Here is a 20,606-nt window from a genome sequence, read left to right on the forward strand (position 1 = left end):
GCAAAGCGCAGCGTGCCCACCGTCAAGCACTCCGCCCGTGGTGGTGGGCACGCTGCGCTTTGCCCACCCTACACGCACAGCAACCTTTGCTCGGCTGCCGCGTTCATCCTCTCCAACTGTACGGAGATCAACGATGGCAATGGCCACAGAGATCAAGGAACATATGGACGTCATCTCGTCGGACCGGAAGACGGTTGGAAAGGTCGATCATCTCGAAGGAACCGACAAGATCAAGCTGACCAAGCAAAGCTCACCGGACGGACAGCACCATCATTTCATTCCGCTGTCCTGGGTGGACCATGTCGACCAGCACGTTCATCTGAACAAGACCGGCACTGAGGTGACCACGCACTGGCAACACGGCCAGCAATAGCGGCTTTGCGCGGGGCGCGGAGGCGGATATCATGAGAGCACAACAGAGAAGCCCGATGCATCCAGCCGCGAAACTGCAATTTGAGCGCATCGTCGACGAATATGGACGCTGGCGCGCCATTCCGGAAAGTGAACGGCCGCCGGCGCCTGCCTGGTGGTGGGGGCCGGCATTCGAACTGCGCCAATCCGTGGTGGAATTGCCGGCCGATTGGAGTATCCGATTGGGCCTCGCCAAGGGCGAGACTTACGCCGCAGGCGCTGCTGTCCTGCTCAAATCGCTTGCCGGCCAAACCTATCTGCCGTGGCCTTATGATTTCTCGCGCAAGGTGAAGTCGACCGATTCGGATGTGCGCGACCTGCATGTGCAGCCATCAGATGACAGCGCGTTTCCGCCCTAGGTCCAACGCTGCCTGATCGTCCGCGGCATCTTCCTCAGGCTGCAGCGGCGGAGAAATAAGCGCCGGCGCCGAGCGCAACAACTCGGCGAGCTCCCGCGCGGGCAGCGGCTTGCTGAGCCGAAAGCCCTGCATCTCGTCGCAGCCATGGTCGCGCAGGAAGCGCTCCTGCTCGGCCGTCTCCACGCCCTCGGCGATCACGGTCATGCCGAGCGCCTTGCCCATGCTGATGATGGCCTGCGCGATCGCCTGGTCCTCGCTGTCGCGGGCGAGGTCGCGCACGAAGGAGCGATCGATCTTGATAGTATCGATCGGAAACTGCTTCATCAGCGACATCGACGAATAGCCGGTGCCGAAATCGTCGATCGCCAGGCGGATGCCGCGGCTCTGGATCGCATCCAGCACCCGGATCGTCCGGGGCACGTTGCGCATCACCATGCTTTCGGTGACCTCGAGCTGCAGCAACGCCGGCGACATGCCGCTTGAAAGCAGCGCCTCGTCGACGTCGTGCAGGAGATTCTCGTCGCCGAATTGCCGCGGCGAGAGGTTGACCGCCATCGTCACCGGCCGCAAGCCGCGGCGCTGCCAGGCCATGTTCTGCGCGCAGGCCTCCTTCAGCACCCAGCGACCGATCGGCACGATCAGCCCGATTTCCTCCGCAAGCGGAATGAACTGGGCGGGCGCGACCTGCCCGAGATCGGGATGGGTCCAGCGCAGCAGCGCTTCGACGCCGGTGATCTGGCCGCTCGCGATGTCGATCTTCGGCTGGTAGAAGAGCGAGAACTGATCGCGCTCCAGCGCGCGGCGCAGGGCATTCTCCAGCGTCAGCCGCTCAATCGACTGCGTCTTGATCTCCTTGGAGTAGAAGCGGAAGCCGTTCTTGCCGTCCTCCTTGGCGAGATACATCGCCATGTCGGCGTTCTTGGTCAGCGTCTTGGCGTCCAAGCCATCCGCAGGATACATCGCGACGCCGATCGAGGCCGTGGTCTGGCATTCGTGGCCGCTCAGTTGCAGCGGCTGGCTGAGTGCCGACAACAGGCTCTCGGCGATCGTCTCGACGTCGGCACGGTCGGTCTCTTCCAGAATGACGACGAATTCATCGCCGCCGAGCCGGGCGATGACGTCGCTCGAACGCAAGGTCCCGCGTAGGCGATCGGCGATCTTGACCAGCAGCAGGTCGCCGGCGTCGTGGCCAAGCGAATCGTTGATGACCTTGAAACGGTCGAGATCGATGAACAGCAGCGCGAACTGACGCTGATGACGGCCGGCCACCTCGATCGCGTGGCGCAGCAATTCGTTGAAGGTTTCCCGGTTGGGCAAACGCGTCAGGCCGTCGTGCGAGGCGAGATATTCGATCCGCTCGTCGGCCCTCGCCTTCTCGTCGGCGCGATCGAAATTTTCCAGCGCGAACGAGACGTTATCGGCGAGACGTCGCAACAGCCCGATCAACTCGGGGCTGAAGGCGCCGATCTCGCAGGAGAGGAAGATGATGGCGCCGATCGGCTTGCCGTTCTTCAATAACGGAAATGCGGCGCCCGAGCGGGTGCCGGCGTCGCGCAGGACCTGATAGAACGGGCTCGAATCGCCGAAGTCGCCGAGATAGTCGTTGCTGATGCAGGGTTTCCGGGTGCGGAACGCGATGCCGGTGAGGCTCCGCCCTTCGGGATGCGCCGCATTGATGGACAGACGCACGTTGAACGCGCGCTCGCCGTCGGGACCGGCCGAGGCGACGTTTTCCAGGTAGTCGTCGCCTGGCCGCTCCAGCGCAATCGCGGTGGAGGTGAAATTGCCGCCGACGACGGCGGCCTCGCAGACCAGGTGGAACAGCTCGGTCCGCGACTTCGCCCGCATGATCGCTTCGTTGGTGGCGCTGAGCGCCGCAAACATCCGCGTCAGCCGCTCCTTCTGCTCCTCGGTCCTCGCCTTCTCGTCAGCGCGCTCGAAGCTGCCAAGCGCGAACGACACGTTGTCAGCCAGCCGCTGCAGCAGTTCGGCGAACTCGGCGATAAAGGTGTCGTGTTCGGACGAGATGAAGAGCATCACGCCGACCGGCTCACCGTCGACGAACAACGGGAACGCCGCGCCCGATCGCGCGCCCTCGCGTTCGATGATGTCCCGGAACGCACTGTCCTCAATGTCCTTCAGGAAGTTGTTGTTGATGCTGGCCTGCCTGGAACGGAATGCCGTCCCGCAAAGCCCGCGCCCCTCCGGAACAGCCTCGTCGATCGATACCTTGAGATTGCGGGCGTTCTCGGACGTCGGTCCTGCGGTCGCCGCCATCTCGAGATAGTCGCTGCCGGGCGCGACCAGGAAGATGCTGGTCGAGTTGAACCTGGCGCCCTTGCCGGCCGCCTGGCACACCAGCTTGAACATCTCCTCTCGTGACTTCGCCCGCATGATCGCTTCGTTGGTCGCGCTCAGCGCCGCGAACATTCGCGACAACCGATCCTTTTGCCGCTCGGCCCTGGCCTTTTCATTGGCGTGTTCGAAATTGTCGAGCGCCACCGATACGTTCTCGGCGATCCGCGCCATCAGCGCGACGATCTCTTCGTCCGTCGCCCACGACCTGCCGACAAAGAACAACAAGACGCCGATGCTCTTGCCGAACTTGGTCACGGGGACCGCGATGCAGGCCATGACGCCGGCGTCGTATCCCACCTGTCGCCACGGACCGTCCGATTTCGGGATATCGTTGTTGATGCACGGCCGCTGCGTCCGGAACGCCTGCCCGCAGACGCCCTTGCCGTAGATATTGTCCGGATCGATCGAGAAGCGCGTTTGCGTGATCAGGTCGATGGCGTCGCCAGTGCCGGCGACCGGTTCGAGCCAATGGGAATCCGGGTCAGCGAGCAGGACCACGGCGGCAACGGATTTCCCGCTATGGACGGCGGCGTCGCAGACCCGCTGATAGAGATCGTGCTCGGTCTTGGCGCGAAGGATCGCTTCGTTGGTCGCGCTGATGGCGCCGAACATCTGGTTCAGCCGGCGCATCGCCCGTTCGCTGCTCTTGCGCATGCGCTCATGCTCGAAATTGTCCAGCGCAAACGAAACATTCGCGGCCATGCGCGCCAGCAGCGACACGAGCTCGTTGCCGAGCGAGCCGACCTCGCGCCGGGTGACAAGGAAAACGCCGACGCTGCGGCCATTGCAGATCAGCGGCATTGCCGCTGCCGCGGCAACCTCGCTATCGCGGACGCCGGCGCGCCAGGCGAGCGAGCGCTGGTCATTCAGATAGTCGTTGCTGACACAGGCCTTCTGGTCCCGGAACGCCTGTCCGCACACCCCTTCGCCCTCCGGCGTATTCGCTATGATCGAGATGGGGATGCCGCGCAGCCGCGCGATATCGTCGCCGAACCCGACCGCAAAGCGCAGCAGGCTGGTCTCGGCATCCAGCAGGAAGACCGCCGTCGCCAGGAAGTCGCCGCTGGAAAACGCGGCCTCGCAGACCTTGGCGTACAGCTCCTCCGGCGATTTGGCGTACAGGATCGCTTCGTTGCTGGCGTTCAACGCCGCGAAGGTACCCCTGATGGTCTGCTCCAAGCGATCAACTCCCTGCGGCCAGTCTCGGCCGGCCCCGCGGGATTTTATGCGGAGCAGAGACCTAAGTGGACGTTAGGAACAGCTATAAGTTGCGAGTCAGAGTAAATGTGGGGCGAACAAAGTCGGATAGAACCCCCGCAAAATTACCGGTTTGTTGACGATTTCTTCTGACGCGGCGCGCCACTGACTGAGGCGCGACGCGACCCCTGCAGGGGCTCGGTTCCCTGCCATGAGACCCGCTGCCCTGAAAAGCCGCGCCGGCGTCATGGCGGACCGGACATTCTGGCCTTGCTCGTCGCCTACTCCTTTGAGACCATGGCGAACCACAAACAAGCAAGACCCGCCACGTGACGCGGGCTTCAACCTGAGGAAACCCCATGCCGATCGTCCACGCCGATCGTCTCACCCGCATCGGTGCGGCGCTGCTGCGCGGCGCCGGCGCGTCGGAGGAGGAAGCCCAGGCGGTCGCGGTCGGCTGCGTCAACGCCAACCTCGCCGGTCACGACTCGCACGGGATCATCGCGGTCCCGACCTATATCGACCGCATCAAGGCCGGCCATATCGTGCCCGGCGCGAAATGGACCATCGTCCAGGAATCGCCGACCACGACCGTGATCGACGGCAATTGGGGCTTTGGCTTCCACGTCAATGCCAAGGCGATGGAATTGACGATTGCGAAGGCGAAGACCGCCAATGTCGCCGCCTGCACCGTGTTCCGGCAGAGCCATGTCGGGCGGCTCGCGCACTATCCGCTGATGGCGATGCGCGAGGGCATGATCGGGATTGCCACCGCCGATTCCGGCCGCTCGCCAAAACACGTCGCGCCGTTCGGCGGCCGCGAGGCGCGGCTCGGCACCAACCCGATCTCGATCGCAGTGCCCTCCGAGCTCGAGGCGCCCTTCTATCTGGACATGGCGACATCGGCGGTCGCGGCCGGCAAGATCCAGCTCGCGGTCGCGCGCGGCGAACGGATTCCAACCGGATGGATCATCGACGCCGAGGGCCGCCACACCACCGACCCGACAGACTATCGCAAGGGCGGCGCGTTGCTGCCGCTCGGCGGCAGCGAGGGCTATAAGGGCTCTGGCCTGGCAGCAATGGTGGAAGTCCTGTGCGGCCTGCTCACCGGGCTTGGATTCGGCGTTGAGCCGACCGGGCGCCACAATGACGGATGCTTCATGGCGGTGTTCAATGTTGCCGCCTTCCGTCCGCTGCAGGATTTCAAGCGCGAGGTGGCGGAGTTTGCACGCTACCTGAAATCGACGCCGCCCTCGGAAGGAAGTCCGGGCGTGTTCTATCCCGGCGAGGTCGAATTTCTGCGCGAGCAGGAGCGTCGGAAGAACGGCATCGAGATCGAGGATGCGACCTGGGACAAGCTCCGCGCGCTCGCCGGCGAGTACGGGCTGACAAAACAACTCGATCTGGCGTGAGACAGGGATAACGGCATGACACGGCAATTGGCACTGGTCGGCTTCCTGCAGGCGCAGAACTGCACCAATCTGCCGGGCTCCTGGCGCCATCCGGAATCGCGCGACGATTCGATGTCGGCGGATTACTACCAGGAGATCGCGCGGATCCTGGAAGCCGGCAAATTCCACATGGCGTTCTTCGACGACCGTCTGGCGATGCCGGACCGCTATGGCAACGATCACGCCCATACCGTCGAATACGGCATCCGCTGCGTGAAGATGGATCCGATCATCGTGCTGACCACGATGGGCATGGTCACCGAGAAGCTCGGCCTCGCCTCGACCTGTTCGACCACCTATTACGAGCCGTTCGACGCCGCGCGCCGTTTCGCCACCCTCGACCTGATGACCGGCGGCCGTGCCGGCTGGAACGTGGTGACGTCGGTCAATGACGGCGAAGCGCTCAACATGGGCCGCGAGCACCATCTCGAACACGATTTGCGCTACGACCGCGCCGACGAATTCATGGAGGTCGTGCTCGGCCATTGGGATTCCTGGGAAGACGGCGCTGTTATCATCGACAAAAAGAGCGGCCGCTTTGCCGATCCGACCAAGGTGAAGCGGCTCGATCACGATGGAAAGTTCTTCAAGTCGCGCGGACCCTTCACGGTGCCGCGTTCGCCGCAGGGCCATCCTGTCATCATCCAGGCCGGCGCTTCCGGCCGCGGCCAGCGCTTCGCCGGGCGATGGGGCGAGGTGATCTTCACCGCCGCGCGCAATCTTGCGAGCGCAAGGCAAGGCTATGAGGCGATCCGCAATGAGGCCGCAACGGCCGGCCGCGATCCCGAGCAGATGTTTCTCTGCAATCTGACAACGCCGGTCTGCGGCGCAACCAAGGCCGAGGCGGAAGACCGGATGGCGCTGATCCAGAAGCTGCCGCTGGAGATCGACGCGCTGTCGCTGCTCGCCGAGGGGCTGAATTTCGATTTCGGCGCCAAGGGCATCGACGAGCCGCTGACGACGAAAGAACTGCAGGGCATGCAAGGCATGCTCGGCATCCGCGACGGCGTGCTGAAAACCTCCGGCAAGGCCAATCCGAGCACGCGCGACTTCATCACCTTCTCCGGCCGCGGCCTGGTGCAGGATGCGATCGTCGGCGGACCGAAGGAAATCGCCGATCGGCTGGAGGAGATGTTCGTCGGGCGCGGCTGCGACGGCTTTGTCATTGCGGCGAGCTATGTGCCCGGTTCCTACGCTGATTTCGTTCGCCACGTCGTGCCGGAATTGCAGCGCCGCGGGCTCTTCCACCGTGACTACGCCGGCAAGACGCTGCGCGAGAATCTCGGCCTGCCCCGTCCCGTCGCCGGTGTGTGGAAAACCCAACCGCAGGTCGCGGCCGAATAAGAGAGAAAATCGATGCGTTGGCTCAAATTCACCGCCCAGGGAAAAACCTCCTGGGGTCACGTCGAGGGTGAGAAGGTCATCACCGTGGACGGCGATCCCTTCGGCGAATGGCGGCGCACCGCGCTGACGCATGCACTTGGCGACGTGAGGATCGAGCTGCCGCTGATCCCGCGCACCTTCTATTGCGTCGGGCTGAATTATCTGAAGCACCTGAAGGAAGCCGCCGACAAGCGCGGCGAGATCCCGGCCGTGCCTGACCGGCCCGAAATCGGCTACCGCGCCCAGAACGCGCTGATCGCCCATGACGAGGACGTGGTGATCCCCGCGACTGCAACGGAAAATATCCACTACGAGGGCGAGCTCGTGGTCGTCATCGGCAAGAAGGCAAAACACCTCGATGCGGCAAACGCGATGTCTTGCGTGTTCGGCTACACCATCGGCAACGACGTCAGTGAGCGCAGTTGGCAGAAGGCCGACCGCGGCCTGTGGCGCTCCAAGAATGCCGACACCTTCAAGCCGATGGGTCCATGGATCGAGACCGATGTCGATCTCGACACCATGGAGACGGTGGTGCGGGTCAACGGCAAGGAGACCAACCGCTTCCGCACCAACGACATGATCTTCGGCATCGTCCCCTTCATCGTCGAATTGACGAAGTATTTCACGCTGTGGCCGGGCGACGTGATCTGGATGGGCACCGACGGCGCCTCGCCGGACCTGAAAGCGGGCGACGTTGTCGAGATCGACATCACCGGCATCGGCACGCTGCGTAACCGGTTCGTAAGAGAGAACCTCTGAAACTTGTAGCCCGGGTGAAGCGGAACGCGTAACCCGGGGACATCTGCGTCAACGTTTGCGACCCGCCCCGGGTTACGCTAACGCTTCACCCGGGCTACGGCATCGCGTCCGCGGATCGCTCCCTTAATCCTTCCGCGGCCGCCGGGTGTCAAACGGCAGGGCGACGCCGGTCTTGATCTCCTTCAGGATCATGTTGGTGCGGACATAGCGGATGCCGGGCACGCGGAACATGAACTCGTCAAGGAACTGATTATAGGCGTGCATGTCGCGCACCACGACGCGCAGGTGATAGTCGGCGTCGCCCGTGGTCGCGAAACATTCCAGGACCTCACTGCGCCGTTTCACCCGCGCCACGAATTCGTCGACGAATTTCGCATCATGCCGCTCCAGCGAGACATGAAGGATCGCCGAGGTCGCGAAGCCGGCGCGCTCGCGCTCCACCAGCGCCGAATAGCCCGATATCACCCCGGACTCCTCCAGCGCGCGCACGCGCCGCCAGCAGGCCGAGGTCGACATGCCGACCGCCTCGGCAAGCTCCTGGTTGGTCGCGCGTCCGTTCTTCTGCAGCTCAGTGAGGATGCGTTCGTCCTGCTCTTCGACCATGAGGGCATCTCCGTTTGGTAAGCTCCACCAAAAATCATAGCTCCCTACAAAATTCTACCGATTTTCGGCGCGTTTTTGGGATGAATAGGTAACACTTGCCAGACCGACGGGATTACCGTCGAGGGACTCGAATCCGATGCGCGAGGCCGGCCATGGACGCCATTTCCTCCCTCGACACCTACCAGCTTTCCGACCGCTACGAACGCGATCACGGGCGCGTCTTCCTCACGGGCACGCAGGCGATCGTCCGCATCGTGCTCGACCAGGCGAAACGCGACCGCGCGGCGGGGCTCAACACCGCCGGCTTCATCTCCGGCTATCGCGGTTCGCCGCTCGGCGGCGTCGATCTCGAACTCTGGCGCATCGCCGATCGCCTCAAGGCGGAGCGCATCGAATTCCTGCCCGCAGTCAACGAAGACCTTGCGGCAACCGCGGTGCTCGGCTCGCAGCAGGTCGAGACCCAGCCCGATCGCACCGTGCAAGGTGTGTTCGGCCTCTGGTACGGCAAGGGCCCGGGCGTCGACCGTTCCGGCGATGCGCTGAAACACGGTAATGCCTATGGCTCGTCGCCGCATGGCGGCGTGCTTGTTGTCGCGGGCGACGATCATGGCTGTGTCTCCTCCTCGATGCCGCACCAGTCCGACGTCGCCTTCATGAGCTGGTTCATGCCGACGCTGCATCCGGCAAGCGTCGCCGAATATCTCGAATTCGGCGAATACGGCTACGCGCTGAGCCGCTTCTCCGGCATGTGGGTCGGCTTCAAGGCGATCTCGGAGATCGTCGAATCCGGCGCCTCCGTTGCACTGCGCCCGCCGCGCGCTTTTCGCGCCCCCGATTTCACGCCGCCGCCCGGCGGCCTGCACTATCGCTGGCCCGATCTTCCAGGTCCGCAGATCGAGGAGCGATTGGAAGCAAAGAAGCACGCGGTCTACGCCTTTGCAAAAGCCAACCCGATCGACCGCCACATCTACGACATCCCGCATGCGACCTATGGCATCGTCACGACCGGCAAGGCGCATCTCGACCTGATGGAAGCGCTGCGGCTGCTAGGCCTCGATGAGGCCGCCTGCCGCCGCCTCGGCATCGATATCTATAAGGTCGGCATGGTCTGGCCGCTCGCGCTGCACGATGCGATGGAGTTCGTGAAGGGCAAACGCGAGATCCTCGTGGTGGAGGAGAAGCGCGGTATCATCGAAAGCCAGTTCAAGGAATATTTCTACGACTATCCGGGCTCGAAGCCGGAGTGGATGGTCGGCAAGCATGACGAGACCGGCGCGCGCCTGATCTCATGGATCGGCGAATTGTCGCCACGCGCGCTCGCCGACGTGCTGGCGCGGCGCCTCGACCCAATCTTCCCCGGCCTCGATCTTGCGAAGCGCACCGCCGCGCTCGCGCCCGATGCACAGCGCGTCATCACGGTCGCGGGCGCAACGCGCACACCCTATTTCTGCTCCGGCTGCCCGCACAACACCTCGACCAAAGTGCCCGAGGGATCGAAGGCGCTCGCCGGCATCGGCTGCCATTTCATGGCGAGCTGGATGGACCGCGAGACCTCGTCCTTGATCCAGATGGGCGGCGAAGGTGTCAACTGGGCGGCATCGTCGCGCTTCACCGGCAACAAGCACATCTTCCAGAATCTCGGCGAAGGCACCTATTATCACTCCGGATCGATGGCGATCCGCCAGGCCGTCGCGGCCGGCGCCAACATCACCTACAAGATCCTGTTCAACGACGCGGTTGCCATGACCGGTGGCCAGCCGGTCGACGGGCCCGTGAGCGTGCATGCCATCGCCCACAGCGTCCGCGCCGAAGGCGTGTCGCGGATCGCGCTGGTCTCGGATGCTCCCTCGCAGTTTGCGCCCGCCGACTTCCCCATCGGCGTCACCATCCATCCGCGCGAGGAGATGGATGCCGTGCAACGCGAGCTGCGCGAAATTCCCGGCGTCTCCGTGCTGATCTACCAGCAGACCTGCGCCACCGAAAAACGCCGCCGGCGCAAGCGCGCCCAGATCGAAGACCCGCCCCGCTTTGCCTATATCAACGACCTCGTCTGCGAAGGTTGCGGCGACTGCTCGGTCGAATCGAACTGCCTCAGCGTCGAGCCGAAGGAGACGCCGTTCGGCCGCAAGCGCCGCATCAATCTCTCCACCTGCAACAAGGATTTCTCCTGCCTCAACGGCTTCTGCCCGAGCTTCGTCACCGTGGAAGGCGCCAAGCGCCGTGCGAAGTCTGCGAGCAGCATCGATCCACAGGCGCGTGCCGCCATGCTGCCCCTGTCGCCGCTTGCACCGCTCGATCGTCCCTATGATCTCCTCGTGACCGGCGTCGGCGGCACCGGCGTCATCACCGTGGGTGCGCTGATCAGCATGGCCGCGCATCTTGAGCGCCGCGGCGTCTCGGTGCTCGATTTCACCGGCTTTGCGCAGAAGTTCGGGCCAGTGCTGAGCTACATCCGCATCGCGTCGAGCCCAGACGAACTGCACCAGGTTCGCATCGACCAGGGCGCGGCCGACGCGCTGATCGGCTGCGATGTCGTCGTCAGTTCCTCTGCCAAGGCGTCGGGCACCTATCGGAAGGGCATGCGCGCCGCGATGAACAGCGCGGAGATGCCGACCGGCGACGTCGTGCGCTTCCGCGATGCGGACCTTGCTGCATCAGCCCGCCTGCGCGCCATCGAGAACGTGATCGGCTGCGGTCATCTCGGCGCGATCGACGCCAATGCGCTGGCCGAGCGGCTGCTCGGCGATACCGTCTATGCCAACATCATCATGCTCGGCTTCGCCTGGCAGCAGGGACTGGTCCCGGTCTCGCTGAACGCGCTGCTCCGCGCGATCGAGCTCAACGGCGTCGCCGTCGAACGCAACAAGCAGGCCTTTGCCTGGGGACGCATCGCCAGCGCCGATCCGAACTTCCTGCCCGGCGCGGATAATGCGAGAATGATCGAAGCGGAAACGCTTGATCAGACGATTGCGCGCCGCGCCGACTTTCTGACGGCCTACCAGGATGCAGCCTATGCCGCGCGCTACCGGAAAATGGTGAAGCGTGTGCAGGATGCGGAAGCTTCGCTGGGAACCGAGGCGCTGACGGACGCAGTCGCGCGCGCTTTGTTCAAGCTGATGGCCTACAAGGACGAGTATGAGGTGGCGCGGCTTCACATGGAGACCGGCTTCCTCGACGAATTGCGCCAGCAGTTCGAAGGCGACTTCTCGGTGAGATATCATCTGGCGCCGCCATTCCTGCCGGCAAGCAAGGACGCGCGCGGCCGGCCACGCAAGCGCAGCTTCGGCCCATGGATCAGGACGCCTCTGAAGATCCTTGCGCGCCTGAAGACGCTGCGCGGCACGCCGTTCGACGTCTTCGGCTACACCGCCGAGCGCCGCGCGGAGCGCGACCTCATCGCTTGGTATGAGGGACAGATCGATGCCATGCTCGGCAGGCTCGATGCGCGACGGATGCCCGACATCCTCACGATTGCCAGAGCACCGATGGAAATCCGCGGCTACGGCCCGGTGAAGGACGCCGCAATCGCCAAGGTGAAGGTGGAGGTCGCGCGCCTGTCGGCGCTGCGTCAGGATCGCGCCGGGGCGTCGCGTTGAGCCGCCGGTGACAGCCAGGTGACCACCACCGTCGCGATCGCCGCAACGGCGATGTTGAGGATCAGCGCGCCGAGCCCGACATAGAAGCTGTAGCTATCGCCACCGTAGCTGATCGTTGCCAGCGGCTTCAGCCCATTGCTCCACGCCGTCCATGATCCCCAGCCGATCCCGGCCGCCCAACCGAGCAGCAACCCTTCGGCGCGGAACCAGCGTGTGAACAGGCTGAACACCAGCGCCGGCAGGATCTGCATGATCCAGAGGCCGCCGAGCAGTTGCAGGTCGAGCGCATATTGCGTCGGCAGGAACAGGATGAAGGCCAACGCGCCGACCTTCACCACCAGCGAGGCGATCTTCGCCACCGATGCCTCGCCGGCATGGGTGATGTCTGGATTGATGTAGGACTTCCAGATATTGCGCGTGAAGAGGTTGGCGGCGCCGATGCTCATCACCGCCGCCGGCACCAAAGCGCCGATCGCGATCGCCGAGAAGGCGAAGCCTGCGAACCAGGACGGGAACAGCGCCTTGAACAGCATCGGCACCACGTCGTTCGGCGAGGACACCTGGATGTGCGCGGCATGGGCCATGTAGCCAAGCAGCGCGATCAGGCCGAGCAGCAGCGTATAGGCCGGCAGCAGGATCGCATTCTTGCGGATCGTCTCGGCAGATTTGGAAGCAAAGATGCCGGTCAGCGTGTGCGGATACATGAAGGCCGCGAGCGCCGAGCCGAGCGCGAGCGTCGCGTAAGGGAGCATCTGCGACGGTTTCAGGATCAGGCCGGTGGCGCCGCCCTTTGCCGTGAAGGCATCATTCGCGGCGGCGAACACTGCGGCGTAACCGCCGAGCTTCGCCGGCACCACTACGACCGCCACCAGCACGACGATATAGATCATCACGTCCTTGACGAAGGCGATCAGCGCCGGCGCGCGCAGGCCGGAACTATAGGTATAGAGCGCAAGGATGACGAAGGCCGCGACGAGCGGCAGTTCGCCGGTTAGTCCCATCGCCTTGATCACGACGCCCATGCCGATCAACTGCAGCGCGATATAGGGCATCGTCGCGACGATGCCGGTGAGCGCGACGACGAATTCGAGCGCGCGCGATTCATGGGTGCCGTGCACGACGTCAGCAGCGGTGACGTAGCCTTTGGCATGCGCCACTTTCCACAACAGAGGCATCACCGCGAACACGAAGGGATAGACGATGATGGTGTAAGGCAGCGCAAAGAAGCCATAGGCGCCGACAGCATACACCAGCGCGGGCACGGCGATGATGGTGTAGGCAGTATAGAAGTCGCCGCCGACGAGGAACCAGGTGATCCAGGTGCCGAATTGCCGGCCACCGAGCCCCCATTCATCGAGATGCTCGCTGGTGGCGCCGGATTTCCAGCGCGCCGCCATGAAGCCCATGACGGTGACGAGCGCAAAGAAGAAAACGAAGACGGAAAGCGGAATCCATTCGATCTGATCGGCCATGACGCGCGTCCTCAGGCTTCGTCAGGCTTGCGGCCGCGGTACACCAGCCAGATCAAGAGTGAAGTGATCGGCACCCAGGCGAGCTGATACCAGTAGAAGAAGGGAAAGCCGAACAGCGACGGTTCCATGAAATTATAGAAGGGCACCCACAACAGGCCGACGAACGGCAGCAGCAACAACAACCACATCGCAGGATTCTAACTCCAGGCTCGCCGGCGACCTCGCGCCGGCTCGTGACTGGAAACGCTGTAACCAGTGGATCGTTGCTGAGCCAAGCACATTTCGACATTGCTGCGTTGCGCGAGCGAGCTTCATCTCAGCACTTGGGGAAACAGCCTCGTAGCCCGGGTGGAGCGTCAGCGTAACCCGGGGAAACTCGTAACCGCTGATGCAGATGTCCCGGGTTCCGCGTTCCGCTCCACCCGGGCTACGGTACTAGATCATCCGCGCCACGATCGGGATCCTGCGCAGCGCCATCGTCAGCGCCCAGCTTGCCGCGAGCGTACCGGCGAACACGATGGCGGCCTTCACGCCGGCCGGCCAGGCACGGTCGTAGACCAGGTATTGCAGGTAGATGATGAAGATGTAGTGCAGGAGATAGATGCCATAAGCCGATGGCTGCATGGCATCTAACATGGGTAATTTGGCCTTTGCGAAACGCAGGAAGGTTGCCGGCAGCGCGAACGCCATCGCCGCGCTGAACAGCGCGAAAGCAAAGGCGTAAGCCACTTCCCACCACGTCGGCGGATTGTTGAAATCGATCCAGTTGTGGTGAGCGTAGACCAGGAACAGGATCGCGCCGTAGAACGCGAGCGCGTAGCCAAGCCACAGCAGCCAGCGCTTCGCCACTTCGCCGTCTTCCGCGAAAATGCCCCTGCGCAGGCTGACCACGCCGATGCCGACGCCGGTGAAGAAATAGGCGGCATAGAGCAAGATGCGGCTGGTCTGGATCGGCAGCGGATAACCGCCCGGCTCGAGCCAGCTCGCATCACCGAAGATCAGGCGCATCGGCACGTAGGAGACGAGCGAGACCATCAGGAATGCGGCGAACACCGTCATCGGCCGGTTGCGCGTCACGAAGATCACCTGGCCCAAGCCCTTGAGCAGCCGCGGCCCGAGCGACCATACGGCGACGGTCAGAATATTGAACGCGAGCAGCACCCACAAGAACCACGCCGGTCCCGACGGCCACGGCCCGATGGTGAGCGTGTGCCACCAGAAATGGAAGAAATTGAAATCGGTGGTATCAGGCAGATGATAGCGCAGGAAGGTCGGATAATAGGCCACCGGCATTAGCACGAAGATCGATACCAGATAGGGAATGCCGAGGCGCCAGGTGCGGCTGGCGATGAAATTCGCTCCTCCCCGGCGCGTCAGGCTGTCGTGTACGAACAGGCCCGAGATCAGGAACATGCAGGCCATGAAGAAACTGTCGTTGAACAGCACGACGAGATCGAAGCCGAGCCAGCGCGCTTTGTCGCCGCTGCCGAAATGAGTGTAGTTCACCACCGAATGATGGATCAGCACCAACAGGATGATGAAGGTGCGCGCGCGGTCGAGCGCAACGATGCGGGTCGTCGCGATTGCGCTTTGATCGGTTCCATCGGTCTTGCGCAGCATCGGGGCCGTTCCGGATCAGATTTCTGTTCGATCAGTTTTCGAATGCGTCGTAAACGATCTTCTTGACGTTGACCTCAACGTGCCATCGCCCGGAGGGCGCGTTCAAGAGCAGCACGAAGAACATGTCCTGGGCCGGGTCGACGACGATATACGCCCCCGACCCGCCGTCCCACTTGATCTCGCCGGGCGAGCCCGGCGGAGGCGGCACGGCGTTGCCGGCATCGGTGCGGATGCCGAACCCGTAGCCGAAGCCAAAGCCGTCGCCAGGATAATAGAAAAAGTTGCGGGCGACGCCCGATCCCGGCCCGATATGGTCAGTCGTCATCGCCTTAAAGGTTTTCGGGCCGAGGATGGTCTTGCCATCCAGCGTGCCGCCATTGAGCAGCATCTGGCCGTAACGCGCCATGTCGGCTACCGTCGACACCAGGCCGCCGCCGCCGGATTCCCAACGCGTGACGTCGAGCGGATTGCGCTCGACACGCTCGTCACTGCGCAGCCGCCGCGCGTAGCGGGCGCGCTCCGCCGGATCGGTCAGGAAATATTTGGTCGTGGTCATGCCGAGCGGCTCGAACAGCGCCGTCTTCTCGAACTCATAGAGCGATTGCCCCGATGCGACCTCGATGACGCGGCCGAGCACATCGATCGAATGACCGTAGTCCCATAATGTGCGCGGCTGCTCGGCGAGCGGCAGCTTCGCGATCCGCGCGGCGAATTCGGCATTGTCGAAATCGCCGAGATAGATGCCGTCATAGGCCGCCTTCACCAGCCCCGTGCCATAGAAGCCGTAGGTGATGCCCGAAGTATGCAGCAACAGATCCTCGATCGTGATCGGACGGACCAGCGGCACCAGATCGAGCACCGGGCGGCCCGACTCGTCCTTGCGCTCGACGCCGACCTTCATGTTGGCAAAGGAGGGGATGTATTTGCTGACGGGATCGTCGAGCGCGATCTTGCCGCGGTCGATCAGGATCATCGCCGCCACGCTGGTGACGGTCTTCGTCACCGAATGCAGCGGAAAGATCGTATCCGTGGTCATGTCGATGTTCGCTTCGACGTCGCGCTTGCCGAAGCATTTGAAATAGATCGGCTTGCCATGCCGCTGGATCAGCAGCGCCGCGCCAGGAATCTTTCCGGTCGCGCTCTGCTCGGTAAGGAAGTCGTCGAGACGCGAGAGCTTTTCCATCGACAGCGGCGCATTCGGTGGCGGTCCGAAGCCTGCGGCCGGCAGCGGCGCGATCAGGCAGGCGAGCATCACGGCAAGCGGCGTCATGATTCGGCGCAATGACACCCGCTTCAGCGCAAACATGCTGCTCCCTCCTGCCCTCCGGTCACCGGCAATTTATTGGATTGCGGCGCGCTGCGCCATCATCTCATATCAGACGGCGGTGCGCGAACGGGCAAATACGAAAAGAGCGACGAATTGTGGGGTGGGCAAAGCGCAGCGTGCCCACCATTCCGAGCACGCCGTGAATGGTGAGCACGCTGCGCTTTGCCCACCCTACCAACCCGGCGATTGCGGCATCACGAATACGGGTCGATCAGCTTCCGCTGCTCGGCGCTGTGGTCGACCAGCATGTCGATGAAGGTCCGCACCTTCGCCGATAGATGATGGCGGTGCGGATAGACCGCATTCAGCGAAAGCTCGACGGGCCGGTATTCCGGCAGCAGGCGGACCAGCCGTCCGGCTTCGAGATCGCCGTGAACCATGAACCCTGCAGCGAGGCAAATGCCGGCGCCCTGCAGCGCCGCCATGCGCAGCGCCTCGCCGCTGTTGGTGATGAACCGGCCGGACACCTTCACCGATGCCGGCGCGCCGCCGCGATCGATGAACCGCCACTCGTCCTGGTAAGGATAATTCACATGGCGGACGCAATCGCGCTCGCTGAGCTCGGCGAGCTCATGCACCGTTCCATGCCGTTCGATATAGTCGTGCGAGCAGCACAGCACGTGGCGCCAGGTGGCGAGACTGCGCACGATCAGGCTTGAATCCGGCGGCCGGATCATGCGCACAGCCACGTCAAAGCCCTCGTCGATCATGTCGACCGTGCGCTCGCCCATCGAGAGATCGACTTTGACCTCCGGATAAGTCTTGAGGAACTCGGCGACGACGGGCGCGACATACGGCACCGTGTGGGTATGGGTATAGACGCGCAGCGTGCCTCGCGGCGTCGAGTGCAGCGCGCCCGCGATGTCGTCGGCCTGCTCGATGTCGGCAAGGATCTGGACGCAGCGGTCGTAATAGGTGCGCCCCACCTCGGTAAGGCTCACCTTGCGCGTGGTGCGGTTGAGCAGCCGGACGCCGAGCCGATCCTCCAGCGCCTGGACGTGGTTGCTGACCATCGTCGTGGACATGTTGAGGCGGCGCCCGGCGGCCGAAAAGCCGCCGCTATCCACCACCCGGACAAAGGCCGTCAGGCTGGTCAACCGGTCCATGAGCGAGTTCCCGATTGTTTGCTCTCACTGGATAATCCTTCCAGTTTTTGCGGGATTATCACAGCGCTGGAGACATCGCATCTACCCCACGGATTTGGCGCCCTCCTGCGTGAGGAGGCGCGCCTAAACGCATGCGGGGTAGCCATGTCGACGACATCCTATGTCACTGATACAAAAGAAAAAATAAGCCTGCGCCCGTCGCGGCTGGCGGTCAGGCGGGCGGCATTGGCGCTGGCTGCCGTGCTCGGCATCGCCGGCATTGCCGATTTCGGCTACGACTACCTCACCACCGGCCGCTACCTCGAATCGACCGATGACGCATATGTGAAGGCCGATTCCACGATCGTCTCGCCAAAGGTCTCCGGGTACATCGCGCAGGTGCTGGTCGGCGACAACCAGCCGGTCACGGCCGGCCAGTTGCTGGCCGAAATCGACGACCGCGATTTCCGCGCCGCGCTCGCCCAGGCCCATGCCGATGTCGACGCCTCCGAGGCCGCGGTGCGCAACCTCGATGCCCAGCTCGCGCTGCAGCAGCCGATTATCGAGCAAGGCACCGCCGACGTCGCCGCCGCCGAAGCCAATCTGAAATTCGCGCAGGAAGAGCAGGCTCGTTACGAGGGGCTGATGAAGACCGGCTCCGGCACGGTGCAGCGCGCGCAGCAGACCGATGCCGCGCTTCGTGCCAACAACGCGCAATTGCAGCACTCCAGATCCGGCCTGCTCGCCGCCCAGCGCAAGGTCGATGTACTCACCACCGAACGTGCCAAGGCGGTCGCCCAGCTCGACCGTGCCCGTGCGATGGAGCAGCAGGCATCGTTGAACCTCAGCTATGCCCGCATCACCGCGCCGGTCGACGGCACCGTCGGCGCGCGCTCGCTCAGGGTCGGACAGTATGTTCAGGCCGGCACGCAGTTGATGGCGGTCGTGCCGCTCGACGCCGTCTATGTCGTCGCCAACTTCAAGGAGACGCAGCTCACGAATGTGCGCAACGGCCAGCCGGTCGAAGTCGAGATCGACAGTTTCCGCGGCACCAAGCTGCGCGGCCATGTCGACAGCCTGTCGCCCGCGAGCGGGCTCGAATTCGCGCTACTGCCGCCGGACAACGCGACCGGCAACTTCACCAAGATCGTGCAGCGCGTGCCGGTCAAGATCGTGCTCGATGATATCAGGCTGAAGGGCCTGTTGCGCCCGGGCATGTCCGCGGTGCCGACCGTCGACACCAAGGCCACCGTGCTGGCCGAGCGCGAAGCCAAAAGCCGGCTCGCCTCCGGCGCCGCGCATCCGAACGGGGGCTAGCGGTGAGTTCATCATGCGCTAGCGGACGAGACTAATGACAACGCTACAGCCCACGCTCAACGCCGCGTCCTCAGCGGACCTCAGCCCAACACCCGCGGCACCGGCCATCCCCGCAAAGATCTGGATCGCGGTGGTCGGCGCCAATCTCGGCGCCTTCATGGCGGTGCTCAACATCCAGATTGTCAACGCCTCGCTGGCGGACATCCAGGGCGCGATCGGCGCCGGCATCGATGACGGCGGCTGGATCTCGACCTCCTATCTGGTCGCCGAGATCGTGGTGATCCCCTTGAGCAGCTGGCTCGCGCAGGTGTTCTCGATCCGCCGCTATCTCCTGACCAATGCTGTGCTGTTCCTCGTCTTCTCGGCGGCCTGCGCGCTGGCACATGACCTGCCGCAGATGATCGTGCTGCGCGCCGTGCAGGGTTTCACCGGCGGCGTGCTGATCCCGATGGCGTTCACCTTGATCATCATGCTGCTGCCGAGGGCGAAGCAGCCGGTCGGGCTCGCGTTGTTCGCCCTGTCGGCGACGTTTGCTCCCGCCATCGGCCCGACCATCGGCGGCTATCTCACCGAGAACTGGGGCTGGCAGTACATCTTCTATGTCAACCTGGTGCCCGGCGCGATCATGGTCGGCATGCTCTATTTCTCGCTGGAAGCGAAGCCGATGAAGCTTTCGCTTCTGCGCGAAGGCGACTGGCCCGGCATCCTCACCATGGCGATCGGCCTGTCGGCGCTGCAGACGGTGCTGGAGGAAGGCAACAAGGACGACTGGTTCGGCTCGTCCTTCATCGTCCGCCTCTCCGTCATCGCGGCGGTGGCGCTGGCGGCTTTCATTGTGATCGAGCTGACCACGAACAAGCCGCTGCTCAACCTACGCCTGCTGCTCCGCCGCAACTTCGGCTTCGGCATGCTGGCCAATTTCCTGCTTGGCACCGCGCTGTACGGCTCGGTGTTCATCCTGCCGCAATATCTGTCACGGATTCAGGGCTACAACGCCGAGCAGATCGGCATGGTGCTGGCATGGACGGGGCTGCCGCAGCTCGCGCTCATCCCGTTGGTGCCGCGCCTTATGCAGCGCTTCGACCCACGCATCATCATCGGGGTCGGATTCACGCTGTTCGCGGCCTCGAATTTCATGAACATCTACATGACCAACGACTACGCCACCGACCAGTTGTTCTGGCCCAACATCGTGCGCGCGATCGGCCAGGCGCTGGTGATGGCGCCGCTGTCGGCGGTCGCGACCGCGGGCATCGAGGCAGAGAATGCCGGCTCGGCATCGGGGCTTTTTAACATGATGCGCAATCTCGGCGGCGCCGTCGGCATCGCGCTATTGCAGACGCTCTTGACCAAACGCGAGCAGTATCACTCCAACGTGCTGATGCAGTCGGTCTCGCTGCTGGAGCAGGCGACCCGCACGCGGATCGAGCAGCTCACGCAATATTTCATGAGCCATGGCGTCGCCGACCATGCCGACGCGACGCACCGCGCCATCGTCGCGGTCGGCAGGATCGTGCAGAAGCAGGCCTATATTCTAGCTTTCAGCGACACCTTCTACGTGATGGGCGTTGCACTGATCGTCGCCCTGTTCGCCGCGGCGCTGCTGAAGAAGCCGGGCGCACTTGCCGGCGGTGGCGCGCATTAGACTAGGGTCTGTTGGGATTCATC

The 20,606-nt window shown here is 63.7% G+C and carries 15 protein-coding genes; 8 read left to right on the forward strand and 7 right to left on the reverse strand.

Annotated features, from left to right (window positions below; translation table 11 throughout):
- Positions 1–133 precede the first annotated feature (133 nt).
- A complete protein-coding gene (locus tag CWO89_RS21390) occupies positions 134–373 on the forward strand; it encodes a DUF2171 domain-containing protein (protein ID WP_130580714.1) in 240 nt (79 codons plus the stop codon).
- A gap of 31 nt (positions 374–404) precedes the next feature.
- Entirely contained in the window at positions 405–770 is a 366-nt protein-coding gene (locus tag CWO89_RS21395) for a hypothetical protein (RefSeq protein WP_245476428.1), read from the forward strand.
- Here the strand turns inward: CWO89_RS21395 and CWO89_RS21400 are convergent.
- Positions 744–4,307, reverse strand: coding sequence for a bifunctional diguanylate cyclase/phosphodiesterase (locus tag CWO89_RS21400; protein ID WP_130580715.1), 3,564 nt, complete (start codon positions 4,305–4,307; stop codon positions 744–746). The two genes, CWO89_RS21395 and CWO89_RS21400, sit on opposite strands and share 27 nt — an antisense overlap.
- 377 nt (positions 4,308–4,684) lie before the next feature.
- On the opposite strand from CWO89_RS21400, the gene CWO89_RS21405 reads away from it, so the two are divergent.
- From CWO89_RS21405 to CWO89_RS21415, 3 genes are read left to right on the forward strand one after another with little or no spacing between them, the layout of a single operon-like run.
- Positions 4,685–5,737 carry an Ldh family oxidoreductase gene (locus tag CWO89_RS21405; protein ID WP_130580716.1) on the forward strand — a complete coding sequence of 351 codons (1,053 nt, stop codon included), beginning with the start codon at positions 4,685–4,687 and terminating at the stop codon, positions 5,735–5,737.
- Between the two features lie 15 nt (positions 5,738–5,752).
- The gene (locus tag CWO89_RS21410) at positions 5,753–7,120 is read left to right on the forward strand and encodes an LLM class flavin-dependent oxidoreductase (RefSeq protein ID WP_130580717.1); all 1,368 of its coding nucleotides are present in this window, start codon (positions 5,753–5,755) and stop codon (positions 7,118–7,120) included.
- A 12-nt stretch (positions 7,121–7,132) separates the two neighbouring features.
- Positions 7,133–7,918 (forward strand): fumarylacetoacetate hydrolase family protein, encoded by a 786-nt coding sequence (locus CWO89_RS21415; RefSeq protein ID WP_130580718.1) that lies wholly within the window; start codon positions 7,133–7,135, stop codon positions 7,916–7,918.
- A gap of 123 nt (positions 7,919–8,041) precedes the next feature.
- On the opposite strand, the gene CWO89_RS21420 is transcribed toward CWO89_RS21415, so the two are convergent.
- On the reverse strand, positions 8,042–8,521 hold the full coding sequence (locus CWO89_RS21420; RefSeq protein ID WP_130580719.1) for an Lrp/AsnC family transcriptional regulator: 480 nt from the start codon (positions 8,519–8,521) through the stop codon (positions 8,042–8,044).
- A 152-nt stretch (positions 8,522–8,673) separates the two neighbouring features.
- Here CWO89_RS21420 and CWO89_RS21425 point away from each other — a divergent pair, with 152 nt between their 5' ends.
- Positions 8,674–12,117: an indolepyruvate ferredoxin oxidoreductase family protein gene (locus CWO89_RS21425; protein WP_130580720.1), complete on the forward strand. Its 3,444-nt coding sequence runs from the start codon at positions 8,674–8,676 to the stop codon at positions 12,115–12,117.
- Here the strand turns inward: CWO89_RS21425 and mctP are convergent.
- The 5 genes from mctP to CWO89_RS21450 form a co-directional block, all read right to left on the reverse strand.
- A complete protein-coding gene (gene mctP, locus CWO89_RS21430; protein ID WP_130580721.1) occupies positions 12,090–13,589 on the reverse strand; it encodes a monocarboxylate uptake permease MctP in 1,500 nt (499 codons plus the stop codon). The genes CWO89_RS21425 and mctP overlap by 28 nt on opposite strands.
- Positions 13,590–13,600: 11 nt before the next feature.
- Entirely contained in the window at positions 13,601–13,777 is a 177-nt protein-coding gene (locus tag CWO89_RS21435) for a DUF3311 domain-containing protein (protein ID WP_130580722.1), read from the reverse strand.
- Positions 13,778–14,024: 247 nt separating this feature from the next.
- The gene (locus tag CWO89_RS21440; RefSeq protein ID WP_130580723.1) at positions 14,025–15,209 is read right to left on the reverse strand and encodes an acyltransferase family protein; all 1,185 of its coding nucleotides are present in this window, start codon (positions 15,207–15,209) and stop codon (positions 14,025–14,027) included.
- Positions 15,210–15,240: 31 nt separating this feature from the next.
- A complete protein-coding gene (locus CWO89_RS21445) occupies positions 15,241–16,515 on the reverse strand; it encodes a serine hydrolase domain-containing protein (RefSeq protein ID WP_130580725.1) in 1,275 nt (424 codons plus the stop codon).
- 215 nt (positions 16,516–16,730) lie between these two features.
- A complete protein-coding gene (locus tag CWO89_RS21450) occupies positions 16,731–17,642 on the reverse strand; it encodes a LysR family transcriptional regulator (protein WP_130580726.1) in 912 nt (303 codons plus the stop codon).
- 144 nt (positions 17,643–17,786) lie between these two features.
- Here CWO89_RS21450 and CWO89_RS21455 point away from each other — a divergent pair, with 144 nt between their 5' ends.
- Entirely contained in the window at positions 17,787–18,938 is a 1,152-nt protein-coding gene (locus CWO89_RS21455; protein WP_130580728.1) for an HlyD family secretion protein, read from the forward strand.
- Positions 18,939–18,972: 34 nt separating this feature from the next.
- Entirely contained in the window at positions 18,973–20,583 is a 1,611-nt protein-coding gene (locus CWO89_RS21460; protein WP_130580730.1) for an MDR family MFS transporter, read from the forward strand.
- The last annotated feature ends 23 nt before the right edge of the window (positions 20,584–20,606 follow it).

The sequence above is a fragment of the Bradyrhizobium sp. Leo170 genome, assembly GCF_004296405.1.
Taxonomy (GTDB): domain Bacteria; phylum Pseudomonadota; class Alphaproteobacteria; order Rhizobiales; family Xanthobacteraceae; genus Bradyrhizobium.

Excerpts from the sequence above, each read along its gene's own strand:
- CWO89_RS21440 (WP_130580723.1), bottom strand. The coding sequence starts at position 15,209 with ATGCTGCGCAAGACCGATGGAACCGATCAAAGCGCAATCGCGACGACC.
- CWO89_RS21405 (WP_130580716.1), top strand. The coding sequence starts at position 4,685 with ATGCCGATCGTCCACGCCGATCGTCTCACCCGCATCGGTGCGGCGCTG.
- CWO89_RS21460 (WP_130580730.1), top strand. The coding sequence starts at position 18,973 with ATGACAACGCTACAGCCCACGCTCAACGCCGCGTCCTCAGCGGACCTC.
- mctP (WP_130580721.1), bottom strand. The coding sequence starts at position 13,589 with ATGGCCGATCAGATCGAATGGATTCCGCTTTCCGTCTTCGTTTTCTTC.
- CWO89_RS21435 (WP_130580722.1), bottom strand. The coding sequence starts at position 13,777 with ATGTGGTTGTTGTTGCTGCTGCCGTTCGTCGGCCTGTTGTGGGTGCCC.
- CWO89_RS21450 (WP_130580726.1), bottom strand. The coding sequence starts at position 17,642 with ATGGACCGGTTGACCAGCCTGACGGCCTTTGTCCGGGTGGTGGATAGC.
- CWO89_RS21420 (WP_130580719.1), bottom strand. The coding sequence starts at position 8,521 with ATGGTCGAAGAGCAGGACGAACGCATCCTCACTGAGCTGCAGAAGAAC.
- CWO89_RS21445 (WP_130580725.1), bottom strand. The coding sequence starts at position 16,515 with ATGTTTGCGCTGAAGCGGGTGTCATTGCGCCGAATCATGACGCCGCTT.
- CWO89_RS21410 (WP_130580717.1), top strand. The coding sequence starts at position 5,753 with ATGACACGGCAATTGGCACTGGTCGGCTTCCTGCAGGCGCAGAACTGC.
- CWO89_RS21455 (WP_130580728.1), top strand. The coding sequence starts at position 17,787 with ATGTCGACGACATCCTATGTCACTGATACAAAAGAAAAAATAAGCCTG.
- CWO89_RS21415 (WP_130580718.1), top strand. The coding sequence starts at position 7,133 with ATGCGTTGGCTCAAATTCACCGCCCAGGGAAAAACCTCCTGGGGTCAC.
- CWO89_RS21425 (WP_130580720.1), top strand. The coding sequence starts at position 8,674 with ATGGACGCCATTTCCTCCCTCGACACCTACCAGCTTTCCGACCGCTAC.
- CWO89_RS21395 (WP_245476428.1), top strand. The coding sequence starts at position 405 with ATGAGAGCACAACAGAGAAGCCCGATGCATCCAGCCGCGAAACTGCAA.
- CWO89_RS21390 (WP_130580714.1), top strand. The coding sequence starts at position 134 with ATGGCAATGGCCACAGAGATCAAGGAACATATGGACGTCATCTCGTCG.